The sequence below is a fragment of the Arthrobacter glacialis genome, from assembly GCF_002909445.1.
GTDB lineage: Bacteria > Actinomycetota > Actinomycetes > Actinomycetales > Micrococcaceae > Specibacter > Specibacter glacialis.
Map to the genome: position 1 here is coordinate 153,075 of NZ_PPXC01000009.1, position 22,939 is coordinate 176,013.

The window sequence follows — 22,939 nt, forward strand, 5'->3', positions numbered from 1 at the left end:
CCCGAAACGCCGCCCCGACTCGCGTTGTCGCGTTAGGATGCCGTTCATGGACCAAGGGAGCATTGCACCATGAAGGAATGGGTCAGACAACACCCCTATGTGGCCCTAGCCGTGGGCTACATACTTCTCTTCGTGTTCGTCACCGGCATGTGGTTCGCAGTGCGGCACGACCTAACGTATGCCCTTACCACCGCTTTTGTGTGGACCTTGTTTTACTGGCTCTTTGCAGTCGTCCAAGTACGGCGAAGAAGAAGAACCAAAGTCCACCTCGAGGGTCACGGCCAAATCATGGTCTACCTCCGCTACCCTGACTCTCGCCCCGGCTCATTGGATAGCATCTGGAACCAAGGGATCGCGACGCTCAGCCCACGGACTATCCAGTTCCAGCCCGCGGTATATGACACCTTGGAGCCGTCAGGGCGGCCGACGACGATCAAAATTCAGGAACTTCTCCCCGGCCGCCGAAAAATGAACGGCAAGGACCGCAAATACATTCCTGTCTATGGGCTCCAAGCCATGACACTCATGGGCGATGGCGGCAAGGTCGAGATCGCCGCGCACCCGGAAGCACTGGACAAGTTAGGCGAGGTTCTGGGGCAATAGCCTAGCGGCGGGCTAGTGCATGCCGCCAACGCCAGCGCTATCCCTATCATGTTGAGTATGAACATTGAGGAAGTAGACGAGCGCGATAGTACTTGGGAACAACATGACTCCATTTTTCGGGTCTACTTCGCTCAAGGCATCGACCGCGCAATCACGACGGTTGACGTTTCCGGAGCCACTTTTAGCGAGGTTCGACGATGGGCAAAAGAAGAGGCATCCGATGACACAATCGTCGCGATCGCGCTTGTCAGTCTCGACGCACGGGGATTGAAGGGGTTGACTTGGTTGTTGGGGATGGACCCGAACGACCAGCCGGTGGCCGATATCGAGTTCCGCATGCTTGCGGAAATGATCGACGAAGGCCCCTCTCGCTGACGTTCCGGGTAGTCATGGACTAAGCTGCGAGCCTGACCTACCGGTTAATGTTGAAACTTTTCTAAGGACGCTACATGTCACGCACTGTCATCATCACCGGAGCAAGCGATGGAATCGGTGCTGCCGCAGCAAAAATATTGGCCTACCCGGGGGACACCCTGGTCCTGGTGGGGAGGTCTGCTGCGAAAACGGCGGCCATTGCCAATGAGTTGGAGGCTGACTACTTTGTTGCCGACTTTACCGAGCTGTCGCAGGTGCGGACCCTGGCGGCGCAGCTGTTAGCGAAGTACCCGCGCATTGACGTGTTGGTCAACAACGCCGGCGGCATCATGGCGGAGCGGGAGGTGACAGTTGACGGATTTGAGAAGACTTTTCAGGTCAACCACCTTGCCCCTTTCCTGTTGACCAATTTGCTGTTGGGGCGTTTGGTGGAAGACCGTGCCACTGTCATCAACACCTCCAGCGCGGCCAACCATTTCATGGCACGCTTTGACATTGATGACCTCAACGCGGAAAAGAAGTACTCGCACAGTGCTGCCTACGGCAATGCGAAACTGGCCAACATCCTCTTCACCAAGGAGTTGCAAAAACGCTTCGGTGATCACGGGGTCAATGCTGCCGCGTTCCATCCGGGTGTGGTGCGCAGCAACTTCGCAGCTGAATCAACAAGTCGCAGCAGAATGGTCTATTGGGGCTTGATGCGGCGGTTTATGCTCTCCCCGGAGCAGGGGGCGGACACCTTGGTGTGGCTGGCAACCACTACACCGGGGGAGGACTGGACCCCGGGGGAATACTACGCCAAGCGCAAGGTGGCCAGAACCAACAAACTAGCCAAGGATGAGGCCGTTGCGGCGTCCCTTTGGGATCGCAGCGCAGCCATGGTGGGGCTCAGCGGCAACGAGGTTTAGCGGCGGCGGGGCCTAGCCCTCCACCGGCTGGGTGAGCGGGAACCGCCCGCCAGTGTAGACACCCTCGGCAAGCTGTTCCACGAGCCACGGGCTAAAGGTGAAGGGAGTGGCGGTAACGGCCTCTTCCACATCCACAATGTCAGCCCAAGCCCAATCGCAGACTTCCTCCGGGTTGGGGGAGAGCTCGCCCGGGCCGGTGTAGACGGCGGTGAACACGGGGCAAATCTCGTTTTCCACAATGCCTGAGGCGTCCACGGCGCGGTATCGGAAATCCGGCAGTGCGGAGGTGATGCTGCTGATCTCCAGGTTGAGCTCAACAGCGGCGCGGCGCACAATGGCGTCTTCAAACGATTCCCCGGGTGCCGGATGGCCGCAGAAGGAGTTGGTCCAAACACCGGGCCAGGTCAGCTTGGACAGGGCCCGGCGGGTGAGCAGCGTGCGGCCCTGGGTGTCCAGAATATGGCAGGAAAATGCTAGGTGCAGGGCCGTGTCGGTTGTGTGCACCAGCGCCTTGTCAGCTGTGCCAATGTCGTTGCCGGACGGATCAAGCAGCCGGACCAGTTCTCGCTCGGAACCCATAATGTCAAGACGCCCTTTCCGACGAAATCAATCTCAAGTCTACGGTTTGACCACGTCGTGCGAGACCACCTCATGCAGCTCAACTCCGCCAGCACCCAGCTTCCAATAGTGCAGGCGCAGGGCTCCCGCCGTGCCCTTTTCCACGTAGAGCCGCATGCACACGTCCTCGCCGCGCATGGTGAGGCCGGCGTGCGCACCCTCGTTCAGACGTAGCGGGTGGGCTTCGCGCTTGCGCAAGGATCCGGTCATCCCGGCCGCCAGATCAACCACTGCACGCAGGGTTTTGCTGCGCTGCTGCTCCGTAATGCTGGACCATGAGGCCAAAAAATGTGCGCTGCAGCCGTAATCGCTCAGGGGGTGGGCCGCCTTGTCCACGGCAGGCACCAGCCGGGCCCAGGCGAGCTGAACATCAAATTTAAACTGTTCGGCCGAATCCAGGAACAGCTTTTCCATGGGCGCATCGGTGCGCGACGTTGTTGAGCGTCGCTGTTGCTTGAGCTGGACCAGGGCTGACTTTGTCCGCGCGAGGTCCTCCCGCAACGCCTCAATCTGGTGCTCGGCTGTGTTGTGTAGCCGGGCCAATTCAGCAGCCCCCCTGCGTTCAGCCTCGAGCTGGTCCTGCAAAGCCCGCGCCACTTTGTCGGTGGCGCCCTGCCGTTTCTGCGCCTCCAGCAACTCGGCTATGGTGTGCCTGGCCAGCTCCAATTGCATTTGTGTGCTGCGCAGGGCAGTGCGCCGCTCGGCAGGGGTCAGCAGGGCTTCTTCGCTGGCCGAGTTTGGGCCGGCCAGTTCGGTTCTTGCCTGTCCGACGCCGGATACTCCCGCTGGGCTGCCAGCGGCGGCAGGACTTGGGGCAAGCCCCGCCACGGACGTTGCGGCGGTGAAGATGCTGGCGTAGGGGCGATCGTAGTCAAGCCATGGCGGGCCCCCGCGCAACAGGGGCGGGGCAGTGATGGCGGGTTCGTCGTCGTCCACGTCCAGCATGGAAAGGACCACCGCGCCGTTCTCATACAAGACCCGCACGCGCACCACCTCCCCTTCTGTGAGCAGGTCAACGGCCGAATCCAGGTCATTGGAGGAGATGCGGGCGACGCCAATCCGGAAATCGCTGCCGGGCCACAGGTGCACCAGGGCGTGGGAGGGCGTGACGGACTTGACCCGGGCCAGCGCCACGTCGCCGTGCTTGTAGACCGTGACGGGGGAGGCGTGCGGCAACAGCAGAGACTTCACATCGAGGGCGTCGGTGGCCGGGTCAAAGATGCCGGTCAGCGTTTGCCCCTTGTGCAGCAGCCATTCCAGCGGGATGCCAGGGAGCAGGTCTTCGCCGCGAATCACCGCCCGCTGGCCGTTGGAGAGCAGCTCCACCATGGCGCGGTCATCGGAAGGGAAGCCCTTGACCTCGGCCTCGCTGAGAACGGGGAGCGATGTGGTGGTACTTTGCTGGTTGGATTCAAAGTGCTCGGCGGCCAGAAAATCGTGTTCAAGGATGGTGTACAGCTGTGGAAGGTAGGCGGCGCTGTGCAGTATGTGCGGCCTTGGCGTCCTTCCCATCCACTGCGCCCCGTGGGGGTAGACCCGGGCGCTGTTGCCAAAAACATGCAGCCGCTCAGGCACCCCTTTCTGTAGTTTGTGGGTCTCCGGGCCGTTGGCCAGTTCAAAGACCTGGGCGTCGGCCCCCAGCAGCGCGGCAACTTCTTGTGCATCTATGCGCAGCGCATTCTCGGGCAGAAAGGAAACAACCACTGCGGTGTGCGTGCGTTGCGGGTCCATTAGGAATGCGGCCAGGTCACTGCCGTTGAGGTGCCGGACAGTAGGGGGTGGTTCCGGCGTGGCAACAACTGCAAGGAGCCGGTTCCTGTTCTTCTGTGCAGGCATCGGACGCTCCTTCCTCATGTGGGACACCGGGCCGTGGTAGTGACTTACATTACATGGCGGTGGGGTGGCTGCAGCAGTTGGAAGGCAATGATTACGCGGTGGCGGAAATGATGTGGAAATGGCGCCCGGCAGCACACTCTTGTGCACCACTGGCTGCCCAAGGGCTTCACCCTGGAATGATGGGGGAGGGCCTGCGAATCGCTGGGCGTCCGCTAGGCGCTGGTCACCTCGCTGTGGGTGGCTGTGGTGCTGATCGTCATCTCGATTGTGCCGATCTTGCCGGCACCCCGTTTTGCCGGTCCCCAACTACCCGTCCGAACACATAAACGTACTTTGTCCGCTCATAGGTGGTTTCCCAACTACCTACAAGCGGACAAAGTACGTTTATGCGCAGAAAGCGCGGTTGTGTGGTGCCGTGGGCCTACAGGTTGTCCGGCTCGGTCTCGGCTTCCTCGGCCAGAGCGGCTGCTTGATCGTTCATGTTTTCGATGTCCGGTGTCACCAACTCCGTGTAAACCTGCGCCAACGGATCGGCGTCGCCGTGGTCATGGATCAGATCTTGGTCGTCATAATCTGGGTTCTTGCTCATATTCACACACTAGCCCCGCACGGGACGAGTGCGCCATAGCCCGCTGGTACTACCAGGACGGTCTTTAGGCTGCTTCAGCCTTCGTCGGCCAGCGGAAAAGTGGCCGATTCCCAGCCAAGTTCCAGGGGATTGGTGCAGTCCCGGCCGTAACGCAGACCCGCAAGCAGGGCAGCTGTGGCCTTTTCCGGGCCGCGCTGAAACCGGTGCCAATTGGGTGCCTCGGCGTCCGGCGGCGTCCAACCCGCCTGCTGGAGGTATCCGACGTCGAGCGGCCAATCATCAGCGGGCATGTACTGGTTGGAGACCACCTCGAGGTGGTAGCCGTCATCCTTGGGCCTCAGCTGGCCGTAGACGGTGTAGTCGGGGTCCCCGGTGTTGTAGTCAACCAGGAGGAAATCGTCATCCTTGAGCCAGCGCACGTCCTCGGCCAGGGCAACATGGACCAGTTCCCAGAATTTTTCCATGTCGGCGGGGCCGGGCAGGGTTTCCGTGCCCGGCGGCTCGGCCACGGGCAGCGGCTGCAGATAAGCCTCGCCAAGCTCGCCCGGGAGCGCCAGGTAGGCAACATCGTCAACGTAGGCCCTGCGCCGGGTGCCAACGTCATCGCACCGGGTCCAGTCCTCGTGAACGGCAAACAGAACTGTGGGGAGCCCGTCGTCGTTCGCTTCCGTGACGATGGATACGGCCCAGCCCAGGGCATCAGTGGCCCTGTCAGTACAATCGGCGCACAGATAGTTGCCGGGAATCAACCGCGATTCCCGCGGCCCGTGACAATGCGGGCACGTTGTAATGTCGGTGCTCATCCTCCCAGTCTAAAAGCAGGGTCCCACAATGCTGGTGTTAGGTGTCGTAGGGCACGACGGCGGACGGTGTCGTTGCGCTGTCAGGCAAGGACCACATGTCAGTGACCAGTTAGTTTGTCAATGATCCAGATGTGGGGCATCTACCCAAATATGGGTCATATGACCTATATTTGGATCAAAGGAGGCAATTCATGGACCTTTCACATCCCGCCTACGACCTGTTCGGGCGCAGCACAGCCCGGATTCTTCAGCGCCTGGCCGCCGTGAATGATGGGCTGACGGGTCGCCGTCTCAGCCAGCTCGCTGGAGTTTCCTTGAGTAGTACTCAACGAATCTTGGCCCGTTTGGAAAATGTGGGCTTGATTGAAACGCAGCCTGTTGGCCGGGCTGTCATTTATTCGGTGAATCGCAACCACTTGCTGTGGACAGTCATCGATTCGGCGTTTGACGTGACCCGGAAAGTGGAAGAACTGGTCACTGAAATAGTTCAAAACTACTCAGATGTAGAAATGACCGTTGCCCTCTACGGCTCGTTCGCACGCGGTGAGGCTGGCCCGGACAGTGACCTAGACATAGTAGTGATTTGGCTATCTGGGATGGACGAGAATACACAATCTGCAGTACTTGGCGAACTCAGTGAGCAGCTATTTCGAGCCACAGGAAATAGTGTTGAGATTATTGACTTGCCGTTGCCGGACCTTCAGCGCATGGCCACGGAAAACGATCCGCTGGTTGCGTCGTGGAAACGCGAAGCAAAAACGCTTACCCAAGGTCCCGATCTCCGCGAGCTATTGAAATTGGTTGCAGCGTGAATGCACGCGTAGTCAGAATGTCCAAGAGTGATGTGGAAACGCGTGCAGAACATGCGCGCTCGTTCCTTGCGGCAGCGGATCTTGTTTTGGATCTAGGCCAAGATGCAGGGGTTGTCAGCGTCAACAACCTGATTGGTTCACTGGCCGTCCTTGCGGGGATTGCTGCCGCAGATGCCATCTGCGGCAGTGCTTTGGGGGAGCGGGCAGCAGGAGAGAACCACCAGGAAGCAGTTGCCTTGTTGCGCAGAGTAAGTGCGGTGGGGGACAACTCTGCAGCCCAACTAAAGCGCCTGCTCGATGTGAAAACTACAACGCAGTACAGCCCGGTCTTGTTGGGTGACGGGAAAGCAACCCAGCTGCTGTCCATTGCGCGCCGGCTAGTAGGCGCCATGGATGCCCAGCTTCGCATCTGACGCTGGGTTAACGGAAATCGCGCAGGCGTCATGCCGCTTTGTCACGTGGTGAGGAATTGTTGGGTCAACCCCACACACTGGCCTAGTTTCTCGCCGCTATTTGCCGCGGCGACCTAGCCCCACGAAGCCGGACAACAACGGTCACAGCTGCTACGGCGGCAGCGCCCACCAGAGCGGCGATTGCTGTGGGAGTGGAGAGAAGATCACCGTTGAGCCGTGCGACAGCCACCCAAGCCAGGCCCCAACACAGAGACGCGGCAGGGGCGAGCCTTCCCTTGCCGTAGATGGCCAGGGCAATGCCGACGGCAGTCGCCACAGCAACAACCACCACGGCCCACCCCTCGGGGTTCAGGCCGAATCCGTCAAAGCCAGCCGACACAAGAACCGCGGCGATGTTGGCCGCCGTCGCCACGCACACCCAGCCCAAGTACAGGCCCATGGTGCCGTCGGTAACAACCACGTCCCAAATGTTGAGGGGTTTGTTGCGCAGCAGGAGAACAAAGATCCATGACAAAACTGCCAACAGCGCAACTATGATGGGCACGCTCAGCCAGAGTTGGTCGAATTGGATGCTCAGGATCCATGCCGCATTCAGGATTAGGGACGCTGCGGCGGGGTAGCCAAGGAGCCTGTGCCGGCGGGCAGACTTTTGGGCCGGCAAAAACTGCCATACCGCGTAGGCCACCAAGCCCAAGTAAACGACGCTCCAGATGGAAAAAGCTGGACCGTAGGGCGCTATAAGGGTGGCGTCTGCCGCCAATGCTCCGTTGGACGCGTTCTGGATGGGAGTTCCGCCAGCTGCTCCCGAGCCAATGAATGAACCGATGACGGCGAAAACGGCGCTCGCCGCCACCACCAGCTGACGGCGCAGATCCTGTGGGGTTGAAGCGGAGATTGCGGCACTGTTCATAGTGGTTGTCCCTTCTGGAGTCCGGTTTAGTCGGTAGATCCGATCCTACGGTCAGGCTCCGTCATTGCCCAGTCATTGCCTGCCCGTCCCACAGCAAGTGCTACTCCTCTGCAGGCCCCGGCACGAAGAACGTGGTGGATGCCAGCCGTGTCTGGTCCATGAGCACGATCCACTCGTAAGTGGCCCCCACGTGGAGCGGCAGACCGCTGGGGAAATTGAGCACGATGTTTGAGTTTCCGGGGAACCCCATGGGCGGCTCCTGCAGGTGGGCGGCGTTCGCGGGCCTGAAATCCACGTCCTGGCTAAAGCGCATGGTGTTGGTTCCGTCGGGCCCGGTAATTGTCACGGGCTGGCCGTCGGTGTCCACCAGAAGCACCTCCACGGAGGCCGAGGTGTCCTCAAACTGCGGAATGTTGACGGTGACATTCACAAACACGGCAAATGGAGCCGAGAGCCCGCTCTCCGGGTCGAAACCAAGAAACTGAATCCCGCCGCCAATGATATTGACCTTCCCCGCCGCATCAACGTTGACAAAGTCGGCGATCAAAATGGTGCCGTTGGCCGCACTTGAACTCTCACTCATGCGGAAGTCTCCCTAGCGTTCGTCAAAAATGCCGTGCTGCCTGTGGCGGCGCATCGTGCCTTAACCATAGCCACCCTCAAGGATTCCCCTGCGTTGGAGCACGACGCCGGGCCCTCGCCTTGGCAGGGCCGCTCACCGAATTTTCGAGGGCCGGCTTTCGTTTAAGGAGTCAGAAGTTGGTCGCGTACTCAAAGCCACACTTGCCGTACGACGAACAGCTGAAATTGATGGCCTCCCGTGGGATGGCATATTCCGATCGCGGTACCGCCTGGCGGGCGCTCCGGCGCATTGGTTGCTACCGGCTGTTCGCTTATACCTACACGCTACGGGCCCCAGTTTCAGGTGCCGAGCCAGGGCCGAGCAAGACGCGTTCAGATCAGTTCGTCGGCGGAGCATCGTTTGACGATGTCCTCAAGCTCTATGAGTTTGACCGAAAGCTTGGCCTTTGTCTGCTGGAAGGTCTTGAATCTCTCGAAGTTGGATTGGCCGTCCACATTGGCTAAACGGTTGGCTCAAGTCACTCAGCGTGCTGAGGAACCGCCAGACCCACCACGACGGCGGCCGCGCCCGTCCCCGCTTTTCGCGCCCGTGGGACGGGGGCGAAAAGCGGGGACAGGCGCGACCGGGAGAGTATCAACGCCCGTCGGCTGGCGGAGCGCTTTGATTTAGCTGGGTGAGAACGGCTTGGTCTTGTGGCCCGGCTTGGTGGGCTTGACCTTGTAGTCCTTGCCGTTCATGGCGATGGTGATATTTCCCTGGTTCAGGGACTTGTCGCCAATGACCACAACCTCGGTCACCTTCCCGTCCTTCCACATGCAGTTCAGCTCGTACCCGCCGCGGGCGCGCAGGCCCTTGAAGGAGCCGTCCTTCCAGCCCGCCGGGAGGGCGGGCAGGAGCTCGATCTTTCCGGTGTGGCTCTGGATCAGCATTTCCGCCACGCCGCCGGTGATGCCCAGGTTGCCATCAATCTGGAACGGCGTGTGGGTGGTGAACATGTTGGGCATCGTGTTGAAGCGCAGCAGCCCGCGGAGCATGTACTGGGCACGCTCGGCATCGCCCAGGCGGGCGAACAGGCCAACACGCCACGGCCAGGTCCAGGAGCGGCGGCTGTCGCCGGAGACCGAACCTTCGGTGAACGGCACACCTTCGCGTTCACCACAGCGGGCCTTGAGCGAAACCAGTGCTGCGGCCGCCAGCTCGGGGTTTTCCTTGAGGTTGATCTGGCGCCCGGGGAACACGGCGAACAGGTGCGAGGTGTGGCGGTGGATGTCCGTGGGGTCGTCACGGTCCGCCTGCCATTCCTGCAGCTGGCCCCACTTGCCGATCTTGTTGGGGGCTAGGCGGGACTGCATGTCCTTGACCTTGTCCCGGTAGGCGGGGTCGGCCTCGGGTGCTTCGAGTTCCAGGGCGGCATCCTCGCAGTCCGTGTAGTTCTGGAACAAGTCCCAGATGATCTGCTGGTCGTACATGACGCCGTCTTCGGTGGGGCCGTGCTCGGGCGACCAGCCCTTCGGGGACACCAGATTGCCGTTGGCGTCCTCCTTGAGGCGGTCCTCCCAGAAGTTGCAAATCTCCTTGAGCATGGGCAGGGCCGTCTCGCGAAGATAGGCCACGTCCTGCGAGAAGGCCCAGTGCTCGTAGATGTGCTGGGCATACCAGGCACTGGAGACCACGTTCCATTCCCAGGAGTTGCCGCCGAAGATGCTCTGGCTGGTACGCGCCGTCCAGCCGCGGGTCTCGGCGCCGAAGGCGTTGCGGGTGGCCACGCGGCTGGGCACGGCCACCTGCTTCACATATTCCACCAGAGGCAGGTGGCTTTCGGACAGGTTGGTGGTTTCCGCGCCCCAGTAGTTCATCTGGACATTGATGTTGGTGTGGTAGTCGGAGGCCCACGGGGGAGTGTTGCTCTCGTTCCACACGCCCTGCAGGTTGGCGGGCAGCCCGCCCTGTCGTGAGGAGCCGAGCAGCAGGTAGCGGCCGTAGGCAAACAAGGTCTGCTCCAGGCTCGGGTCGTCCTGGCCCGCGCCGTAGGCCGCGAGCCGGAGGTCGGTGGGCACCTTGGCGACCGCATCCGGCGTCGTTCCCCAATCGACAGACACGCGCTGCATGAGCGCGGACAGCTCGCCCTGGTGTTCGTCCCGCAATTCCTTGTAGCTGCGGCGGCCCGCGGCGGCAATCGCGGCGGTGATGCGGGGCTCGGGGTCGGTGCTGCGCCAGCCGGCCGCGGCGTCCATCTTGTAGTTGGTGCGCGCATCGAGGATGACCGTCATGAACGAGGCGCCGGCGACGCGCAGGGTGGCTCCCTCGCCGGTGACCTCGCCGTCCGTGTCGACGATGCTCAGGGTTGCCGCGTGCTTGAGCTTGTTGGCCATTTCGCCGGAGAAGCGCACCGACTTCGTGGCGGGGTCGGTGGTGGTGGTGACACCGGCCTGTCCGGAGGTGATGCCCACAGTGCCGCTGAGCCCGCCGGGGCGCTCAGTTTCGTAGCGGAGCACGATCACGTCGGCGAGCTTGCTGGCGAAACCTTCACGAAGCACGCGGTTGCCGTTGGTGCCAAACTGGGTCAGGTGGAGGCCGATCGAGGGGTCCAGTGCGCGCCTATAGTCGGCCACGGCCGAGGTGGCCCGGGAATCGAAACCGTTGCCCAGCAGGACCACTTCCGCGATGCGCAGGTGTGGGGCGGTGCCGCGCAGGGTGAGTCGGTAGGAGCTGTAGGCCTTGCCGGTCAGGGCGAAGCTGGCGGTTTGGCCGCGCGCGGCAAAAGGTGCGCCGGGCGAGCGGCTGTCCAGGGCCGTCCAGCTGCGTCGGTCTGTGGAGCCTTCCAACACCCAGGCGGTGGGGTCTTCGCCGGCGTTGTCCGCGGCCGAGGTCAGTGCGTAGGAGGTCAGTGCCACGGCCTTGCCCAGATCGGCCTGCCATACGACGCCGGATCCCGGCTTGGCTGCCACCCAGGCAGTTGCGGCGGAGCCGTCAAGGGTGCGCAGGATGTCGCTTCCGGTGCCGTCGCCGTCGGAATGGCCGGTGGGGGAGGAGACGTAGAGGGCTGACTGTGCCCCCATGCTGACGCCTCCCAGGGAGATCTCGGAGACCTGGAAGTGGCTGACACCGGCCTTGGGGGAGAAATCGAACTTGTAGAAGTGGTACGCGGTGGTGTTGGCGGCCGTGAATTCCTTGGCCTGTTTCCGGTTCTCGAACGGGCCCTGCTCGCGGCTGTCCAGGGCTGTCCAGGTGGTTCCGTCCTGGGAACCGGAGAAGGTCCATTTCTGGGGGTCGCGGGCGGGGACGTCGTTGGCGCTGGTGATGGTGTACCGGGAAACCACGACGGCGCTGGAGAGCTTCATCTGCCAGGTCACGGTGGAAGACGGGCCGTCGATGCACCACTTGGTGCCGGTGTTGTTGTCGACGGAGGCGTCCACGTCCTCGGCGCCCCAGATCTTGTAGGGACCGCCCGGCGCGGTGACCACGGGCGGGGCGGCCTGTTCGCCGAGGGTGACGACCACGTTGCCGAAATTACGGTAGGAGCCAAAGCCCGTGACGCTTGTGTCGTAGGCGCCGTCCGGCTGGCCGGCCAGGGCGTTGTCGTAGTTGTTGACGCCGCCCCAGAGGCTTTCTTCGTTGAACTGGATCCGGTCGCGGGTGGGTTCGCCGTAGAACATGGCGCCGAGGCGGCCGTTGCCCACGGGAAGTGCCCCTGACTCCCAGACCGTGGCGGGCTGCTGGTACCAGAGTGCGTGGGTGGACAGTGCCGGGTGCGGTGCCAGGATCGTGGTCTGCTGGGCGGGTGCGGCCGAGGCGCCGCGGGCGATCAGCTGCGTGGCCAGGGGCGTGAGCGCCAGTGCCCCGCCTAGTTTGAGGAAGCTGCGACGGCTGGGTGATGCGAACGACATGTAAACTCCTGAGCTGCACTGGTCTGGTGTTTGTAGCGCCTATTGTGCAGGAAATCGATTTCCCGTGCGCTTTTAGGGTAGTTTTCCATCACTAACATCCGATGTATACAGCTTTTGGGGGATTGGTCCGAATGGCTAGGCGCTGCCAGCAATGTGTCTGTCTAGGTCGACAATCGCGTAGTTGAAATGGCTGGAGCCAAAGTTCGAGTTGTCGATCAAGCCTCCCGCCGGATAGAAACGGGCATGCCAAGCTCGCATCCAATAGGCGTGGTGACCGGGTTACGAGACAAGCATTCTTTCGAGCGTCGGAGCGAGCGTCGATCCAACCGCCCGCACTGCTGCATCGCCTCTCTGCTTGCATCAACTGACGGCAGGACCGTCTCTGAACACTGAGCATTGCCCTGTCTGACACGTTTCACCGTGAACAACTTGGATGGGCAAGTCACTAGACGCTACCGGGTGTCGAACAATCAGATATCTAAGCGGGAACCAGCGTCCGAGCATGACACGACCCCAGCACCGGTAAATGTCAGACCCAGGTGAGAGGATGGCAACTGTGATTCGAACTACGGTCTTGAAACGATTGGGACTTATCGAGACGTGCATGGCGCCAACCCTGCGCTCCGAGTGTGACCAAGGGAATTGTGCAAAATTCGCAACACGTCGGCTGACAAGATAAGATAATTGAATAGGATTTGGAAAATTGGATATCTTTTGATATTTAGCGAGAAGTGGATATAGACAAATGGACACGACCCACGACGTGGACAGCGAGCCTTTTGATGCCACAGAATCGATCAGCGCCGATCAACCTACTTTCAAATTTATCGATTTGTTTGCTGGTCTTGGGGGATTCCACACAGCTCTGGCTCGAATGGGTGGGAAAGCGGTATTTGCAGCCGAATGGGTGAAAGAACTCAGTGAACTGTATGAGACCAACTATGGCCTAAAACCAAAAGGTGACATATCCAAAATTGACCCAATCACCATTCCTGATCATGACGTCCTAGCGGCGGGTTTTCCCTGCCAACCATTCTCCAAGGCCGGTGAGCAGCTTGGATTCGAACACACAGAACAAGGTCAGCTATTCTTCAAAGTCGTGGCAATTCTCAAGGAGAAAAAACCAAAATGGTTTATCTTGGAGAATGTGCCAAATATCATAAAGCATAAAGACGGCAAGACTCTAGAGAAGATTCTCGATATTCTAGAAAATGATCTTGAATACACTGTAAAGATACAAAAGCTTTCACCCCATCAATTCGGCATCCCACAAATACGAGATCGAGTATACTTTGTTGGATCTTTGGCCGGACTTGATAACTTTGCATGGCCAGAACCCACGAACGAACCTACAGACATTCGTAATGTGCTGGACGAAAACCCGACACAGACTCGTAGTCTGTCGCCTAACGTCCTCAATTGTCTGGAAACATGGCAGGAATTTCTGAAGGCCTGCCCCAAAGAAACTGACCTCCCGTCATTTCCATTGTGGTCCATGGAATTTGGAGCCTCGTATCCATTCGAAGATGAGACCCCGCACGCGCTCATCGAGGAACTCGGCGGAGAAGGCCTAAGCGAATACCTAGGCAGTTTTGGCCACCCACTTGCCGGCATGGACTCTGCAATCGTGAGGAATCATCTGCCGAGTCACGCCCTGCGCCCTCAATACCAATTCCCCAAGTGGAAGAAAGATTTTATCAGGCAAAATCGGGACTTCTACGCCCAGAATAAAGAGTGGATAGACCCATGGTTGCCCAAGATTCAAAAATTCCCCTCGAGTATGCAGAAATTGGAATGGAACGTTAAGGGTCACGAAAAAAATATCTGGGATTTTGTCATTCAATTTAGGGCATCCGGCGTACGCTTAAAACGAACGAGAACAGCTCCAAGCCTGATTGCGATGACCGACACTCAGGTTCCGATCATTGGATGGGAAAAGCGATATATGACGCCGTTAGAGTGCGCCAGATTGCAAAGCCTTGAATCAATACAATTGCCGAGTACCCCCACAGTGGCCTACCGAGCGCTCGGAAACGCTGTCAATTCAAAAGTTGTTGAAAAAATTGCATCACGCCTGATACATCTAAACTGAACAATAACAGCAATAGGAGTCACCACATGATTCAGACGCTGGGGGACGTCGCCAATGACGCCACATCCATCGACATAAGACCTGAAGTAAATATACTTGGAGTTCTCAAGTATCTTAACTACAAGCCTTGGTACGCACTAGCCGAGTATGTCGATAATTCCATTGCGAGCTATCTAGCCATGAAAAATTTGACTTTGAACATTGAACCTCTTGCTATTGATATAGTAATTGAACCACATGATGGTGGATTCATATCGATCAAAGACAATGCTTACGGAATCTCCATCGCCGATTTTCCCCGTGCGTTCAAAGCAGCCGAAGTCCCACCAGACACGACTGGACTATCAGAATTTGGTATGGGAATGAAGAGCGCGTCGTCCTGGTTTGCGCAGGAGTGGCGAGTACGGACTTCAACACTTGGAGACCCTCTTCTGAGGTCAGTTACCTTTGATTTAGATTCTATTGTTCAAAATAATACGGCAATTCTACCGATTCAGCTGGCTCCGGCTAGTCCCCATGCGCATTACACGATAATAGAGCTAAGCAAGTTAAATCATGTCCCTCAAGGTCGAACGCTGACAAAAATAAGAACTCACCTGGCGAGTATCTACAGGAAATTCTTGCGCTCGGGCGATTTGACCTTGAAATTCAATGGCGAAAAGATTGCATTTCCAGAGGTTGAAGTACTTACTGCCAGAAAACACGATGAACCGAATGGTCCCGACCTGATTTGGCGAATCGATGATATCGAGGTCGAACTCAGCCCAGGTAAGAAGATTCGAGGATTTGTGGGAATCCGAGCTAAGGGAAGTACCTCTGAGGCCGGATTTGCATTGTTCAGGCGTGGCAGGGTAATACAAGGTAGCCATGATGAGACCTACCGGCCGGTTGAAATTTTCGGTAGGTCAACAACCCATGTCTACCAGCGGTTGTTTGGTGAATTTGAATTTGAAGGTTTCGGTGTTAGTCACACAAAAGATGTTATCGACTGGATGGGATACGAAGATAGTTTCCTAGCAAGTCTTCGTGATGAGCTCCGGTCTCGCGATAAAAATATCCTGGAACAAGCGGCGAAATATAGGCACAAGTTTCTCGATATCGACGAACGCAGGAAGATAGAATCCGATTCAAAGCTGGTGGCCTCTGTTGTAGAAAAGAATCTTGCCCATACGGTTAATTCGACGAGAGAAACTCCGGTCGATGTTGGCGCCCTTTCGGCAATGCTTGATGCTAGGCCCGTTGCTTTGAATTCTAATCTACAACCCGTAAATAGCACTTTTGAGGTGCGAACTAATGATGATATCTGGCGAGTCTCAATCGAAGCAGTGTTGGATGATTTGAACTCAGAGTGGATCGATATTGGATCGGCAGTCGCTGATGTCGATCCGGTGTCCGGAGAGCTACTGCGACGACTTCATGTCAGAATATCCTTTGCACATCCATTTGTCAGACGATTCAGTAGTCCTTCGGGCGACTCAAATCAAATCGTCCTGGCGATTGGGACGGCGATTGGTATAGCCGCTTCCCTAGGGCAGGAAGCAAACCTCAGACCTAAGGCTCTCGTTAGATTGCTTAATACTGTACTTTTGGGTTCCTTCACGATTCAAGGAGAATAGCATGCCGACTGGTCCTGAAATGAGAATTTCACTCGCTGGAAATTCACCCACTGCCGCTGGCTGGTCGCCAAAACGAGGCCCCGTTATTGATCTGTTTGTGAATGACAAGATTAGTTCTTCAAATGGTGGATTGAATCGAGAATCGCTCAATCGCGTGGTGGATGAGTCTTTGGATATTCTGGCCCATTGCGTGGACCCTTCAATTGAGGAGGCCAACCATGCTGTACTTGTAGTTGGCAACGTTCAATCAGGAAAAACGCTATCGTTCACTGCCTTATCGGCATTGGCGAGTGATAACGGCTATGGACTTGTAATAGTGCTGGCGGGCAGCACGAAAGACCTGGAAGCCCAATCAGAAGCCCGACTTGCCAATGATCTTGGCATAAACTCATTCCTTCGTAATTGGACTCATTTTCCTCATCCATGCAGTGATGACTTGGCGGAGCTGCGGACCAAGATTGAGAACTGGAAAAGACATCGCAATGGTGACTCTATTCTAAAACAACCTTCTTTAATAATTACGGTTATAAAGAATCATAAGCGAATAGTTGACACAGCAGAAGTGCTTGGAAAACTGCGATCCGTCTTGAAGAATGTTCCTACACTCATTATTGACGATGAAAGTGACCAGGCGAGTCTCAATACTAAGGCGAGGCAAAATCTCCTTACTGGTAAAACTGAAAAGAGTACAACATACGATTCAATCCTCGAATTGCGGAATGCCATCGCAAGTCATACATATGTGCAATACACGGCCACACCGCAAGCCAATCTACTGCTGACGGTAGGTGACGTATTGGATCCCTCATACGTGAAAGTAATCTCGGCTGGTGATGCTTATACTGGCGGTGAGTATTTTTTTAGAGATCGGCTGAAAGAGTTAGTAATAGAGCTTCCGTCTGCGGATTTATGTGATCCTAAGAGCATGCCGTTGGATGCACCCGATTCCTTGGCTCAAGCCCTACGGTTTTTCTTGTTAGGAGTCGCAGCAACTGTTTTGAGCAAGGATGCGCATCGATCAATGATGATTCAGGCATCCCAGGACACCGATCCACACCGGACTTATGGGCGTTGGGTAGAGGGCATGCTCAGTGTTTGGCCGCTGCTATTACAGGACCAACACGAAAATGAATTGCGGGATGATTTTCTTGTTTCCTATAACTCCCTGAAAGAAACTCACAATGGGCTTCCTGAATTCCGAGTTCTTATGGAAGTAATGCCGGAGGTGTGTCGTGAGATTCAAATCAGAGTCGTAAACTCAAAGGCCGATGGTAGGAAGATTGACTGGGATAGTCACCCGTATTGGATTCTTGTGGGTGGAATGAAGCTGGATCGTGGGTTTACAGTGGAAGGGCTAACTGTCACCTATATGCCGCGTCGTCTAGCTGATAACGCCGACACAATTCAGCAGCGGGCACGCTTCTTTGGATACAGGGAAGCATACGCAGGTCTTTGCAGAATATTTCTGCTTAAGGATTCGATCCGCGCCTTCACGGACTACGTTGATGATGAAATTCAGTTGCGGAATGACTTGATGGAGGTTCCGAATGGTTCATTAAAGGAGTGGAAGAGAAAATTTCTTTTGAGCAAGTCACTCAAGAGTCTGACGCGCAGTAATATCGTGGGTCGAAAGTCCGTATCAAGAATATCGTTGGACGCAGGTTGGATAAGCTTGAAATATTTGGATACACCGTCCAATATTGCTTCAAATAATGCGACAATACTGGATTTTGTCGACAAGGCCAGTGCGCATTTTGGTCCGCGAGAAATTATGCATGATGGTGAGGTCTATGTTGATCGTCGTCGAATCGAAATACGTAATACCTACTTAACGGTGCATGACGCGGAAATCGTCCGATCGCTTCTTCTTGATTTATCTTTGTCCGAAATTATCGATAGAACGCTAGTTACCGCGCTATGCATGCAATTAGATGTCTTGATGGGATCCGCTGGCGTCATTGATATTGTTATGATGAACAATTTGAATACCAAGGGTCAGAAGGGCCGGACGGGACAGAATGTTCGGACTAATATGTTTATTGGTCGAAATCCACAAACTGCCTCATCGATTGAAGAACTGAACTATTCTGGAGACAGGACGTTCTTCGCTTCGGACCGATTGACTATACAAGTCAGGAATCAACTAATAAAAGACTTTGGCGACAGTACGAACGCCGTTTATTGGCTGTCTTTCCACCTTCCTGATTCTGTATTAAGTGATTTTATCGTGGAGTCGCTGTGAAGCATTTAGATGGCCTTGATTTGAGATCATTGTTTGATTCGATTGATGGGAGTTCTATCTCATTTGGTGAGTTGAGTGGACTGGCAGTATTTGACGATGCGAGCACGATTGCTTGTCGAGATTCCAGCGGGGATTCTGTAATTCTCATCGCTTGCGACAATGTTGAAGGTTCGAACCTTAATCGAATTGAAGGCGCGATTTCCACAATGGGGAGCCGAAAATATAATGTGAGTGTTGATGGCCAGATTATTAGTGGCTACTTTTGCTCGCTGAGTCTATCCTGGCGACAGCCGGGTTTATTAGGCGTTTTTTGCTCCGTAGTGGCGGGGTTAGTTTCTACCTTGTCCGATGAGCCCGCCCAGTCTGAAGTTGACCAGATTCTGCTTGACTACGTTAGGCTATTGAGTCGTCGTGATTATGCGACTCGAGAAGTCGTCTTAGGTCTGTGGGGAGAGTTGCGCGTCATAGCGCAGTCGTCGCATCCACAGAAGTTGTTTAGCGCATGGCGTTCAGATCAACGCAGCCTTTTTGATTTTGTCACAGATGAGTTGAAATTCGAAGTCAAGACCACTGAAAGCTCGAAGGATATTCATGATTTCAGTCACAAGCAATTAACAGTTGACAGAGATGGCTCTGTCATTGTCTCAATTGGTGTTATTTCTTCTAATGCGGGTGAGTCGTTGAGCGATTTGATTGACGCTATTTTATCTGGCTTGGAGTTTTCTGATCGCCGGGAACTTATCGCTCGAGTTGGTGAAACTCTGGGAAGGTCAATCGAGTACTTGGATGAGTACAAATTCGTGTTGCGTGATCAGTTTGGCATGCGTTGCGTAAGGAGCGAATACGTACCTTCTTTGGATATTTCGGATATTGACTCAATATCGAATGTTCGATATTCTGTCGATATGTCCACCTGTCTTATTGAGTTTGGTTTTGATTTGACGACAGAGCAGTTGGATCGGCTGCTTCATTTATAGTCTTCGATTAGTTGTGAACTGGTATGAAGCGGTTTTGATTTTCTTGATCTATCTATTTTAGGAGTTGGCGAGATGGCTGTGATTCGAAGCTTGAAATTGGGGGTATCGAGTGTCCGCGAACATCAGACCGAAGTGGATGCCACCTATCAGTTTGTGGATTCGCACGATGGAACGCGTTTGTTGCACCTTGCCACCTATGGCTCTGATTCAAGAAAATCAGAACCTAAGGTTAGTCAGGTTATTCAACTGGATCGCCAGTTCGCTCTTGAGTTGGCCGCAATCATCGCTAGGGAATTCTGAGGCGCTAGAATTGGTCGCTGTGCGGCGACCGTAGTCTGCCAAGGTGCAGGGGGTCGGTTTGCTGCGGAGTGAATCGTCGCGTCATCTACTGCGCAGTAACCAAGCTGCATGTCAAAGTTGGAAGGTACCCCCGCTTCAAGAGGAGACCTGCATTGAGCATTCGAGACAACACCAACCGCCGACTCAAAGAAGTTCTTGACATCATGGCCGCCGGATCGTGGCTTGATGAGAAGCCCAACGGGGGAGTGGTCCTCGCTGAGGCGGTGGCCCGCGTCCCGTTTACCAAGGAAGAAGCCGAGATCCTCAGTGGCGGCATTCCCCGTGGCCACAAGAACCTCACCAAGGCCACCGCCGATCTGGTCAGGGCCGGCTGGATGACCAAGGGCCGCAGCGGCTGGGAGATCACCGAAGAAGGGTTGAAGGCAACAGTAGTTTTCACCACTGTTGAAACTCTCGCAGAAGCACTTTCCAGCGGAGCCCAGGCTCCTGCTGGGACCGCACTGCCGGAACCGCCCACCGCAAAGCAAGCAGCGAAGGCCCCCGCCAAAAAAGCTGCAGCTAAAAAGCCTGCCGCGAAGAAGGCGTCCGCGAAGGCAACCCCAGCAAATGAAGCCGATAACCAGGCAAGCCAGGAATCCGGCGTAGAGCATAAGGAACAGCCCGCCTCGGTGGCGCTGGCTGGCGACTTTGGCACCACCCTGGGTGCCGTGGAGAACTGGGATCCCAGCCACAACAACGTGCAGATGAGCCTGGATGCCAAGCAGGGCACCTGGAAGCTTACCGCGGACCTGCCGGCCGGGCAGTACAGCTATAAGGCAGTGGTGAATGGCTCGTGGGATGAAAACTACGGTGCGTTCGGCGTGAACGACGGCGCCAACCATGAGTTCGCGCATGCCGGCGGCCCTGTGACGTTCCACTACGACCACACCACAAAAGACGTGCTGCGTAGCGAAGTCTAAGCAGAAAAGGCCCAAAAGCAGGCGGTTGAGCCGCGCCGGTTTCGGCAGGCTCAACCGCACAGCTAGCCTTGATGCATGACATTGGACGCGAGCGATTCCCCCCAGGACCCTGCCTCGGCAACAACCTGGCAGGCAACAGGGAAAAACCTGGTTGTAAAAGGGGACAATCTCAGCGTCCTGGCAACATTGCCGGATGAAAGTTTCCGGCTCATCTACATTGATCCGCCGTTCAACACCGGCCGGATACAGACCCGCCAAACCATGAAGAATGTGCGCAGCGAAACGGGGTCGCGCCTGGGCTTCCAGGGCCGCAGCTACGACACCATCAAAGGCCTGGCGTTCAGCTACAACGATTCCTTCGGGGACTATTGGGAGTTCCTGGAACCCCGGCTCGAAGAAGCGTGGCGCCTCCTGGCCGATGACGGCACCCTCTACCTGCACCTGGACTACCGCGAGGTCCACTACGCCAAGGTCCTGCTGGATGCCCTGTTTGGCCGCGAATGCTTCCTCAACGAGATCATCTGGGCCTACGACTACGGCGCCCGGGCCAAAAAGAAGTGGCCCGCCAAGCACGACAACATCCTTGTCTACGTCAAAAACCCCAAGACGTACTACTTCAACAGCGAAGAAGTGGACCGCGAGCCCTACATGGCGCCCGGCCTGGTCACCCCCGAAAAAGTTGCACTGGGCAAGCTGCCCACGGACACCTGGTGGCACACCATCGTCTCGCCCAACGGCCGGGAAAAGACCGGCTACCCCACGCAAAAGCCCGTGGGCATCCTGCGCCGCATCATCTCCGCCAGCACGGAGAAGGGCGACTGGGTCCTGGACTTCTTCGGCGGCAGCGGCACCACGGGAGCTGCGGCGCTGGAGCTGGAGCGCAAGTTTGTGCTGGTGGACCAGAACCCGGAGGCCATCGACGTCATGCGGCGGCGCCTGGATCCTGAGGCCGTGGATTTCATAGAGTTCGACGCCGAAGCCTAGTCGCGCTGCCGGGCGTCAGCCGAGCGGGATCAGCCACTCCACGGTGAGGTAGACGCAGGCAGCTATGGCCAGCACCCCGGTGAGAAGGGCAGCAATCCAGTAGGGCCGGCGTCGAGTTTTCACGGCGAGCCCCAGCAACAGCGGGAACGCCAGCATACTCAGCGTGGCCACGAATCCCAGAATTCCCAGGGCCACGCTGGCAGCCGTTGTAGTGCTGTCCAGCGTGCCCGTCATGATTACAAATGACAGCAGCGCCAGCAACACCATCGGGTAGGCCAGCAGCACCCAACCCACCAGCGTGATGGCAACGGCCCACCACACGGAACGGTGTGGTGAGGCTTCCGGGGCGGGCACCTGCGAACGCGATACTGCCAGGCGTTGGGACGGGATCTCACTGTGGGGACGGGGCATGCTTAAGTTTCTAGCACGTGTGGCTGGAGCAAGACTGTCAGTTCGCTACACCGGAAGGTTAACGTAGATCATGACGGCCACCACCAGTGCGGGTGCCGCCGTGCAGATGGCTGCTATCCACAAGCTCCGGTTGCGGAAGGTGAACGCAAAGGCCATCAGGGCAGGGCTGGCGACCATACACAAGATTCCTGCAACGCAGAGGAATACAAAGAAACCAGCGCCCTCGTGACCGCCGCCCAAACCGGGGCCGCTGGCGGAGTTGAACATGGCGAGAAAGACCAGCACGATCATTGGCACCGCAAAAAGACCATACCCAACGACTGCCATGAGCGCGGCCCATACGGCATTTCGGGGCTTGACCCGAGTCACTGAAGACGCCCGTGCGCCAGAATTGGGCTTGTGCTGGTCATGAGGTTCATACATCTGTTGGGACATAGGAACTCCGCCTTCGTTATTATTATTCCAACAAATGGATTATATCTGTTCCGGGCCTAAGCCTAAGGGCTTTCACGCAGTGCGGTGCATATGAAGCATTGTCAGCCCAGATTGCTGAGCCAGCGGAAAACGACGTACAAAACCACTGCCGCGGTGGGAATTCCCGTGATGGCAGCGGCGCGCCACATGGCCCGTTCGCGGTGAATGACGGCCTGGCCCAAAAGATGCGGAGCTGCGATCATGCAAAACAGCAACGCTGCACCCAGGAAAATGAGTGCAACCTTGCCCACGGTTGCCATGCCGCCGTCGGGGTTGGTGACGGCCGAGAAAATTATCAGCGCCATCACGATCATGGGAACAATGACAACCACCCAGCCACCCAGCGACGCCAGGGTGCCCACCAGCTGCGAACGCGGTGGGAGCAGTTCTTCGCCATGGGCACTTGAGCGGCTGGATGCATCAGTCATGCCTTAGTTCTATCAGCAATGGCCGCAGATCTTCAGTTCGTTGCGCAAGCCCCACGAGCCCGAACATGCCGCTGTGCGCCCAAGCCCAGAGCCGCCGTCGTCCTTCATTTGGCTGAAAA

At 57.0% G+C, this 22,939-nt stretch carries 23 protein-coding genes; 13 read left to right on the forward strand and 10 right to left on the reverse strand.

Going from position 1 to position 22,939, the window contains the following annotated elements:
* Nucleotides 1–69: 69 nt before the first annotated feature.
* The 3 genes from CVS27_RS12950 to CVS27_RS12960 all read left to right on the forward strand — a co-directional run bounded on the left by CVS27_RS12950 (nucleotide 70) and on the right by CVS27_RS12960 (nucleotide 1,886).
* Nucleotides 70–603: a hypothetical protein gene (locus CVS27_RS12950; RefSeq protein ID WP_103466154.1), complete on the forward strand. Its 534-nt coding sequence runs from the start codon at nucleotides 70–72 to the stop codon at nucleotides 601–603.
* 57 nt (nucleotides 604–660) lie between these two features.
* Complete coding sequence (locus tag CVS27_RS12955; protein WP_133159046.1) at nucleotides 661–978, forward strand: hypothetical protein; 318 nt, start codon at nucleotides 661–663, stop codon at nucleotides 976–978.
* A 74-nt stretch (nucleotides 979–1,052) separates the two neighbouring features.
* Entirely contained in the window at nucleotides 1,053–1,886 is an 834-nt protein-coding gene (locus CVS27_RS12960; protein ID WP_103466156.1) for an SDR family NAD(P)-dependent oxidoreductase, read from the forward strand.
* 12 nt (nucleotides 1,887–1,898) lie between these two features.
* On the opposite strand, the gene idi is transcribed toward CVS27_RS12960, so the two are convergent.
* From idi to CVS27_RS12975, 4 genes are all read right to left on the reverse strand, one after another.
* Entirely contained in the window at nucleotides 1,899–2,465 is a 567-nt protein-coding gene (gene idi / locus CVS27_RS12965) for an isopentenyl-diphosphate Delta-isomerase (RefSeq protein ID WP_103466157.1), read from the reverse strand.
* A 39-nt stretch (nucleotides 2,466–2,504) separates the two neighbouring features.
* A complete protein-coding gene (locus tag CVS27_RS12970) occupies nucleotides 2,505–4,340 on the reverse strand; it encodes a hypothetical protein (RefSeq protein WP_103466158.1) in 1,836 nt (611 codons plus the stop codon).
* Between the two features lie 421 nt (nucleotides 4,341–4,761).
* A complete protein-coding gene (locus CVS27_RS20805) occupies nucleotides 4,762–4,929 on the reverse strand; it encodes a hypothetical protein (protein WP_165788305.1) in 168 nt (55 codons plus the stop codon).
* Nucleotides 4,930–5,003: 74 nt separating this feature from the next.
* Nucleotides 5,004–5,732 (reverse strand): TY-Chap domain-containing protein, encoded by a 729-nt coding sequence (locus CVS27_RS12975; protein ID WP_133162931.1) that lies wholly within the window; start codon nucleotides 5,730–5,732, stop codon nucleotides 5,004–5,006.
* A 191-nt stretch (nucleotides 5,733–5,923) separates the two neighbouring features.
* Here CVS27_RS12975 and CVS27_RS12980 point away from each other — a divergent pair, with 191 nt between their 5' ends.
* Both CVS27_RS12980 and CVS27_RS12985 read left to right on the forward strand, forming a co-directional pair.
* Nucleotides 5,924–6,544: a nucleotidyltransferase domain-containing protein gene (locus CVS27_RS12980; RefSeq protein WP_103466160.1), complete on the forward strand. Its 621-nt coding sequence runs from the start codon at nucleotides 5,924–5,926 to the stop codon at nucleotides 6,542–6,544.
* 32 nt (nucleotides 6,545–6,576) lie between these two features.
* On the forward strand, nucleotides 6,577–6,957 hold the full coding sequence (locus CVS27_RS12985) for a hypothetical protein (RefSeq protein WP_165788306.1): 381 nt from the start codon (nucleotides 6,577–6,579) through the stop codon (nucleotides 6,955–6,957).
* 82 nt (nucleotides 6,958–7,039) lie between these two features.
* Here the strand turns inward: CVS27_RS12985 and CVS27_RS12990 are convergent, their stop codons facing one another.
* Nucleotides 7,040–7,867, reverse strand: a complete 828-nt coding sequence (locus CVS27_RS12990) for a TspO/MBR family protein (RefSeq protein WP_103466162.1) — start codon at nucleotides 7,865–7,867, stop codon at nucleotides 7,040–7,042.
* A gap of 100 nt (nucleotides 7,868–7,967) precedes the next feature.
* The gene (locus CVS27_RS12995; protein WP_103466163.1) at nucleotides 7,968–8,450 is read right to left on the reverse strand and encodes a hypothetical protein; all 483 of its coding nucleotides are present in this window, start codon (nucleotides 8,448–8,450) and stop codon (nucleotides 7,968–7,970) included.
* A 176-nt stretch (nucleotides 8,451–8,626) separates the two neighbouring features.
* Here CVS27_RS12995 and CVS27_RS13000 point away from each other — a divergent pair, with 176 nt between their 5' ends.
* Nucleotides 8,627–8,953, forward strand: coding sequence for an Abi family protein (locus CVS27_RS13000; protein WP_133162932.1), 327 nt, complete (start codon nucleotides 8,627–8,629; stop codon nucleotides 8,951–8,953).
* Nucleotides 8,954–9,115: 162 nt separating this feature from the next.
* Here the strand turns inward: CVS27_RS13000 and CVS27_RS13005 are convergent, their stop codons facing one another.
* Nucleotides 9,116–12,337, reverse strand: a complete 3,222-nt coding sequence (locus tag CVS27_RS13005; protein WP_103466165.1) for a glycosyl hydrolase family 95 catalytic domain-containing protein — start codon at nucleotides 12,335–12,337, stop codon at nucleotides 9,116–9,118.
* A 745-nt stretch (nucleotides 12,338–13,082) separates the two neighbouring features.
* On the opposite strand from CVS27_RS13005, the gene CVS27_RS13010 reads away from it, so the two are divergent.
* From CVS27_RS13010 to CVS27_RS13040, 7 genes are all read left to right on the forward strand, one after another.
* A complete protein-coding gene (locus CVS27_RS13010; RefSeq protein ID WP_103466166.1) occupies nucleotides 13,083–14,429 on the forward strand; it encodes a DNA cytosine methyltransferase in 1,347 nt (448 codons plus the stop codon).
* Between the two features lie 26 nt (nucleotides 14,430–14,455).
* Nucleotides 14,456–16,045 carry an ATP-binding protein gene (locus tag CVS27_RS13015; protein WP_103466167.1) on the forward strand — a complete coding sequence of 530 codons (1,590 nt, stop codon included), beginning with the start codon at nucleotides 14,456–14,458 and terminating at the stop codon, nucleotides 16,043–16,045.
* Between the two features lies 1 nt (nucleotide 16,046).
* Nucleotides 16,047–18,287, forward strand: coding sequence for a Z1 domain-containing protein (locus tag CVS27_RS13020; RefSeq protein ID WP_103466168.1), 2,241 nt, complete (start codon nucleotides 16,047–16,049; stop codon nucleotides 18,285–18,287).
* A complete protein-coding gene (locus tag CVS27_RS13025) occupies nucleotides 18,284–19,264 on the forward strand; it encodes a PD-(D/E)XK motif protein (protein ID WP_103466169.1) in 981 nt (326 codons plus the stop codon). Before CVS27_RS13020 ends, CVS27_RS13025 begins: the two co-directional genes overlap by 4 nt.
* A gap of 72 nt (nucleotides 19,265–19,336) precedes the next feature.
* Nucleotides 19,337–19,564: a hypothetical protein gene (locus tag CVS27_RS13030; protein WP_103466170.1), complete on the forward strand. Its 228-nt coding sequence runs from the start codon at nucleotides 19,337–19,339 to the stop codon at nucleotides 19,562–19,564.
* A 152-nt stretch (nucleotides 19,565–19,716) separates the two neighbouring features.
* Nucleotides 19,717–20,523: a pullulanase X25 domain-containing protein gene (locus CVS27_RS13035; protein WP_243400175.1), complete on the forward strand. Its 807-nt coding sequence runs from the start codon at nucleotides 19,717–19,719 to the stop codon at nucleotides 20,521–20,523.
* A gap of 75 nt (nucleotides 20,524–20,598) precedes the next feature.
* A complete protein-coding gene (locus CVS27_RS13040; protein WP_103466171.1) occupies nucleotides 20,599–21,507 on the forward strand; it encodes a DNA-methyltransferase in 909 nt (302 codons plus the stop codon).
* A gap of 15 nt (nucleotides 21,508–21,522) precedes the next feature.
* On the opposite strand, the gene CVS27_RS13045 is transcribed toward CVS27_RS13040, so the two are convergent.
* The 3 genes from CVS27_RS13045 to CVS27_RS13055 form a co-directional block, all read right to left on the reverse strand.
* The gene (locus CVS27_RS13045; RefSeq protein ID WP_103466172.1) at nucleotides 21,523–21,918 is read right to left on the reverse strand and encodes a hypothetical protein; all 396 of its coding nucleotides are present in this window, start codon (nucleotides 21,916–21,918) and stop codon (nucleotides 21,523–21,525) included.
* A gap of 45 nt (nucleotides 21,919–21,963) precedes the next feature.
* Nucleotides 21,964–22,245, reverse strand: a complete 282-nt coding sequence (locus CVS27_RS13050; protein ID WP_133162933.1) for a hypothetical protein — start codon at nucleotides 22,243–22,245, stop codon at nucleotides 21,964–21,966.
* Nucleotides 22,246–22,454: 209 nt separating this feature from the next.
* Entirely contained in the window at nucleotides 22,455–22,820 is a 366-nt protein-coding gene (locus CVS27_RS13055) for a hypothetical protein (protein WP_103466174.1), read from the reverse strand.
* Nucleotides 22,821–22,939: the final 119 nt, after the last annotated feature.

Bases quoted from the DNA above. Each gene is read 5' to 3' on its own strand.
- CVS27_RS13010 (WP_103466166.1), top strand. From the start codon at position 13,083: ATGGACACGACCCACGACGTGGACAGCGAGCCTTTTGATGCCACAGAA.
- CVS27_RS13055 (WP_103466174.1), bottom strand. From the start codon at position 22,820: ATGACTGATGCATCCAGCCGCTCAAGTGCCCATGGCGAAGAACTGCTC.
- CVS27_RS13040 (WP_103466171.1), top strand. From the start codon at position 20,599: ATGACATTGGACGCGAGCGATTCCCCCCAGGACCCTGCCTCGGCAACA.
- CVS27_RS12950 (WP_103466154.1), top strand. From the start codon at position 70: ATGAAGGAATGGGTCAGACAACACCCCTATGTGGCCCTAGCCGTGGGC.
- CVS27_RS13045 (WP_103466172.1), bottom strand. From the start codon at position 21,918: ATGCCCCGTCCCCACAGTGAGATCCCGTCCCAACGCCTGGCAGTATCG.
- CVS27_RS12970 (WP_103466158.1), bottom strand. From the start codon at position 4,340: ATGCCTGCACAGAAGAACAGGAACCGGCTCCTTGCAGTTGTTGCCACG.
- CVS27_RS12955 (WP_133159046.1), top strand. From the start codon at position 661: ATGAACATTGAGGAAGTAGACGAGCGCGATAGTACTTGGGAACAACAT.
- CVS27_RS12980 (WP_103466160.1), top strand. From the start codon at position 5,924: ATGGACCTTTCACATCCCGCCTACGACCTGTTCGGGCGCAGCACAGCC.
- CVS27_RS20805 (WP_165788305.1), bottom strand. From the start codon at position 4,929: ATGAGCAAGAACCCAGATTATGACGACCAAGATCTGATCCATGACCAC.
- CVS27_RS13020 (WP_103466168.1), top strand. From the start codon at position 16,047: ATGCCGACTGGTCCTGAAATGAGAATTTCACTCGCTGGAAATTCACCC.
- CVS27_RS13005 (WP_103466165.1), bottom strand. From the start codon at position 12,337: ATGTCGTTCGCATCACCCAGCCGTCGCAGCTTCCTCAAACTAGGCGGG.
- CVS27_RS13030 (WP_103466170.1), top strand. From the start codon at position 19,337: ATGGCTGTGATTCGAAGCTTGAAATTGGGGGTATCGAGTGTCCGCGAA.
- CVS27_RS12995 (WP_103466163.1), bottom strand. From the start codon at position 8,450: ATGAGTGAGAGTTCAAGTGCGGCCAACGGCACCATTTTGATCGCCGAC.
- CVS27_RS12960 (WP_103466156.1), top strand. From the start codon at position 1,053: ATGTCACGCACTGTCATCATCACCGGAGCAAGCGATGGAATCGGTGCT.
- idi (WP_103466157.1), bottom strand. From the start codon at position 2,465: ATGGGTTCCGAGCGAGAACTGGTCCGGCTGCTTGATCCGTCCGGCAAC.
- CVS27_RS13015 (WP_103466167.1), top strand. From the start codon at position 14,456: ATGATTCAGACGCTGGGGGACGTCGCCAATGACGCCACATCCATCGAC.
- CVS27_RS12990 (WP_103466162.1), bottom strand. From the start codon at position 7,867: ATGAACAGTGCCGCAATCTCCGCTTCAACCCCACAGGATCTGCGCCGT.
- CVS27_RS13050 (WP_133162933.1), bottom strand. From the start codon at position 22,245: ATGGCAGTCGTTGGGTATGGTCTTTTTGCGGTGCCAATGATCGTGCTG.
- CVS27_RS12975 (WP_133162931.1), bottom strand. From the start codon at position 5,732: ATGAGCACCGACATTACAACGTGCCCGCATTGTCACGGGCCGCGGGAA.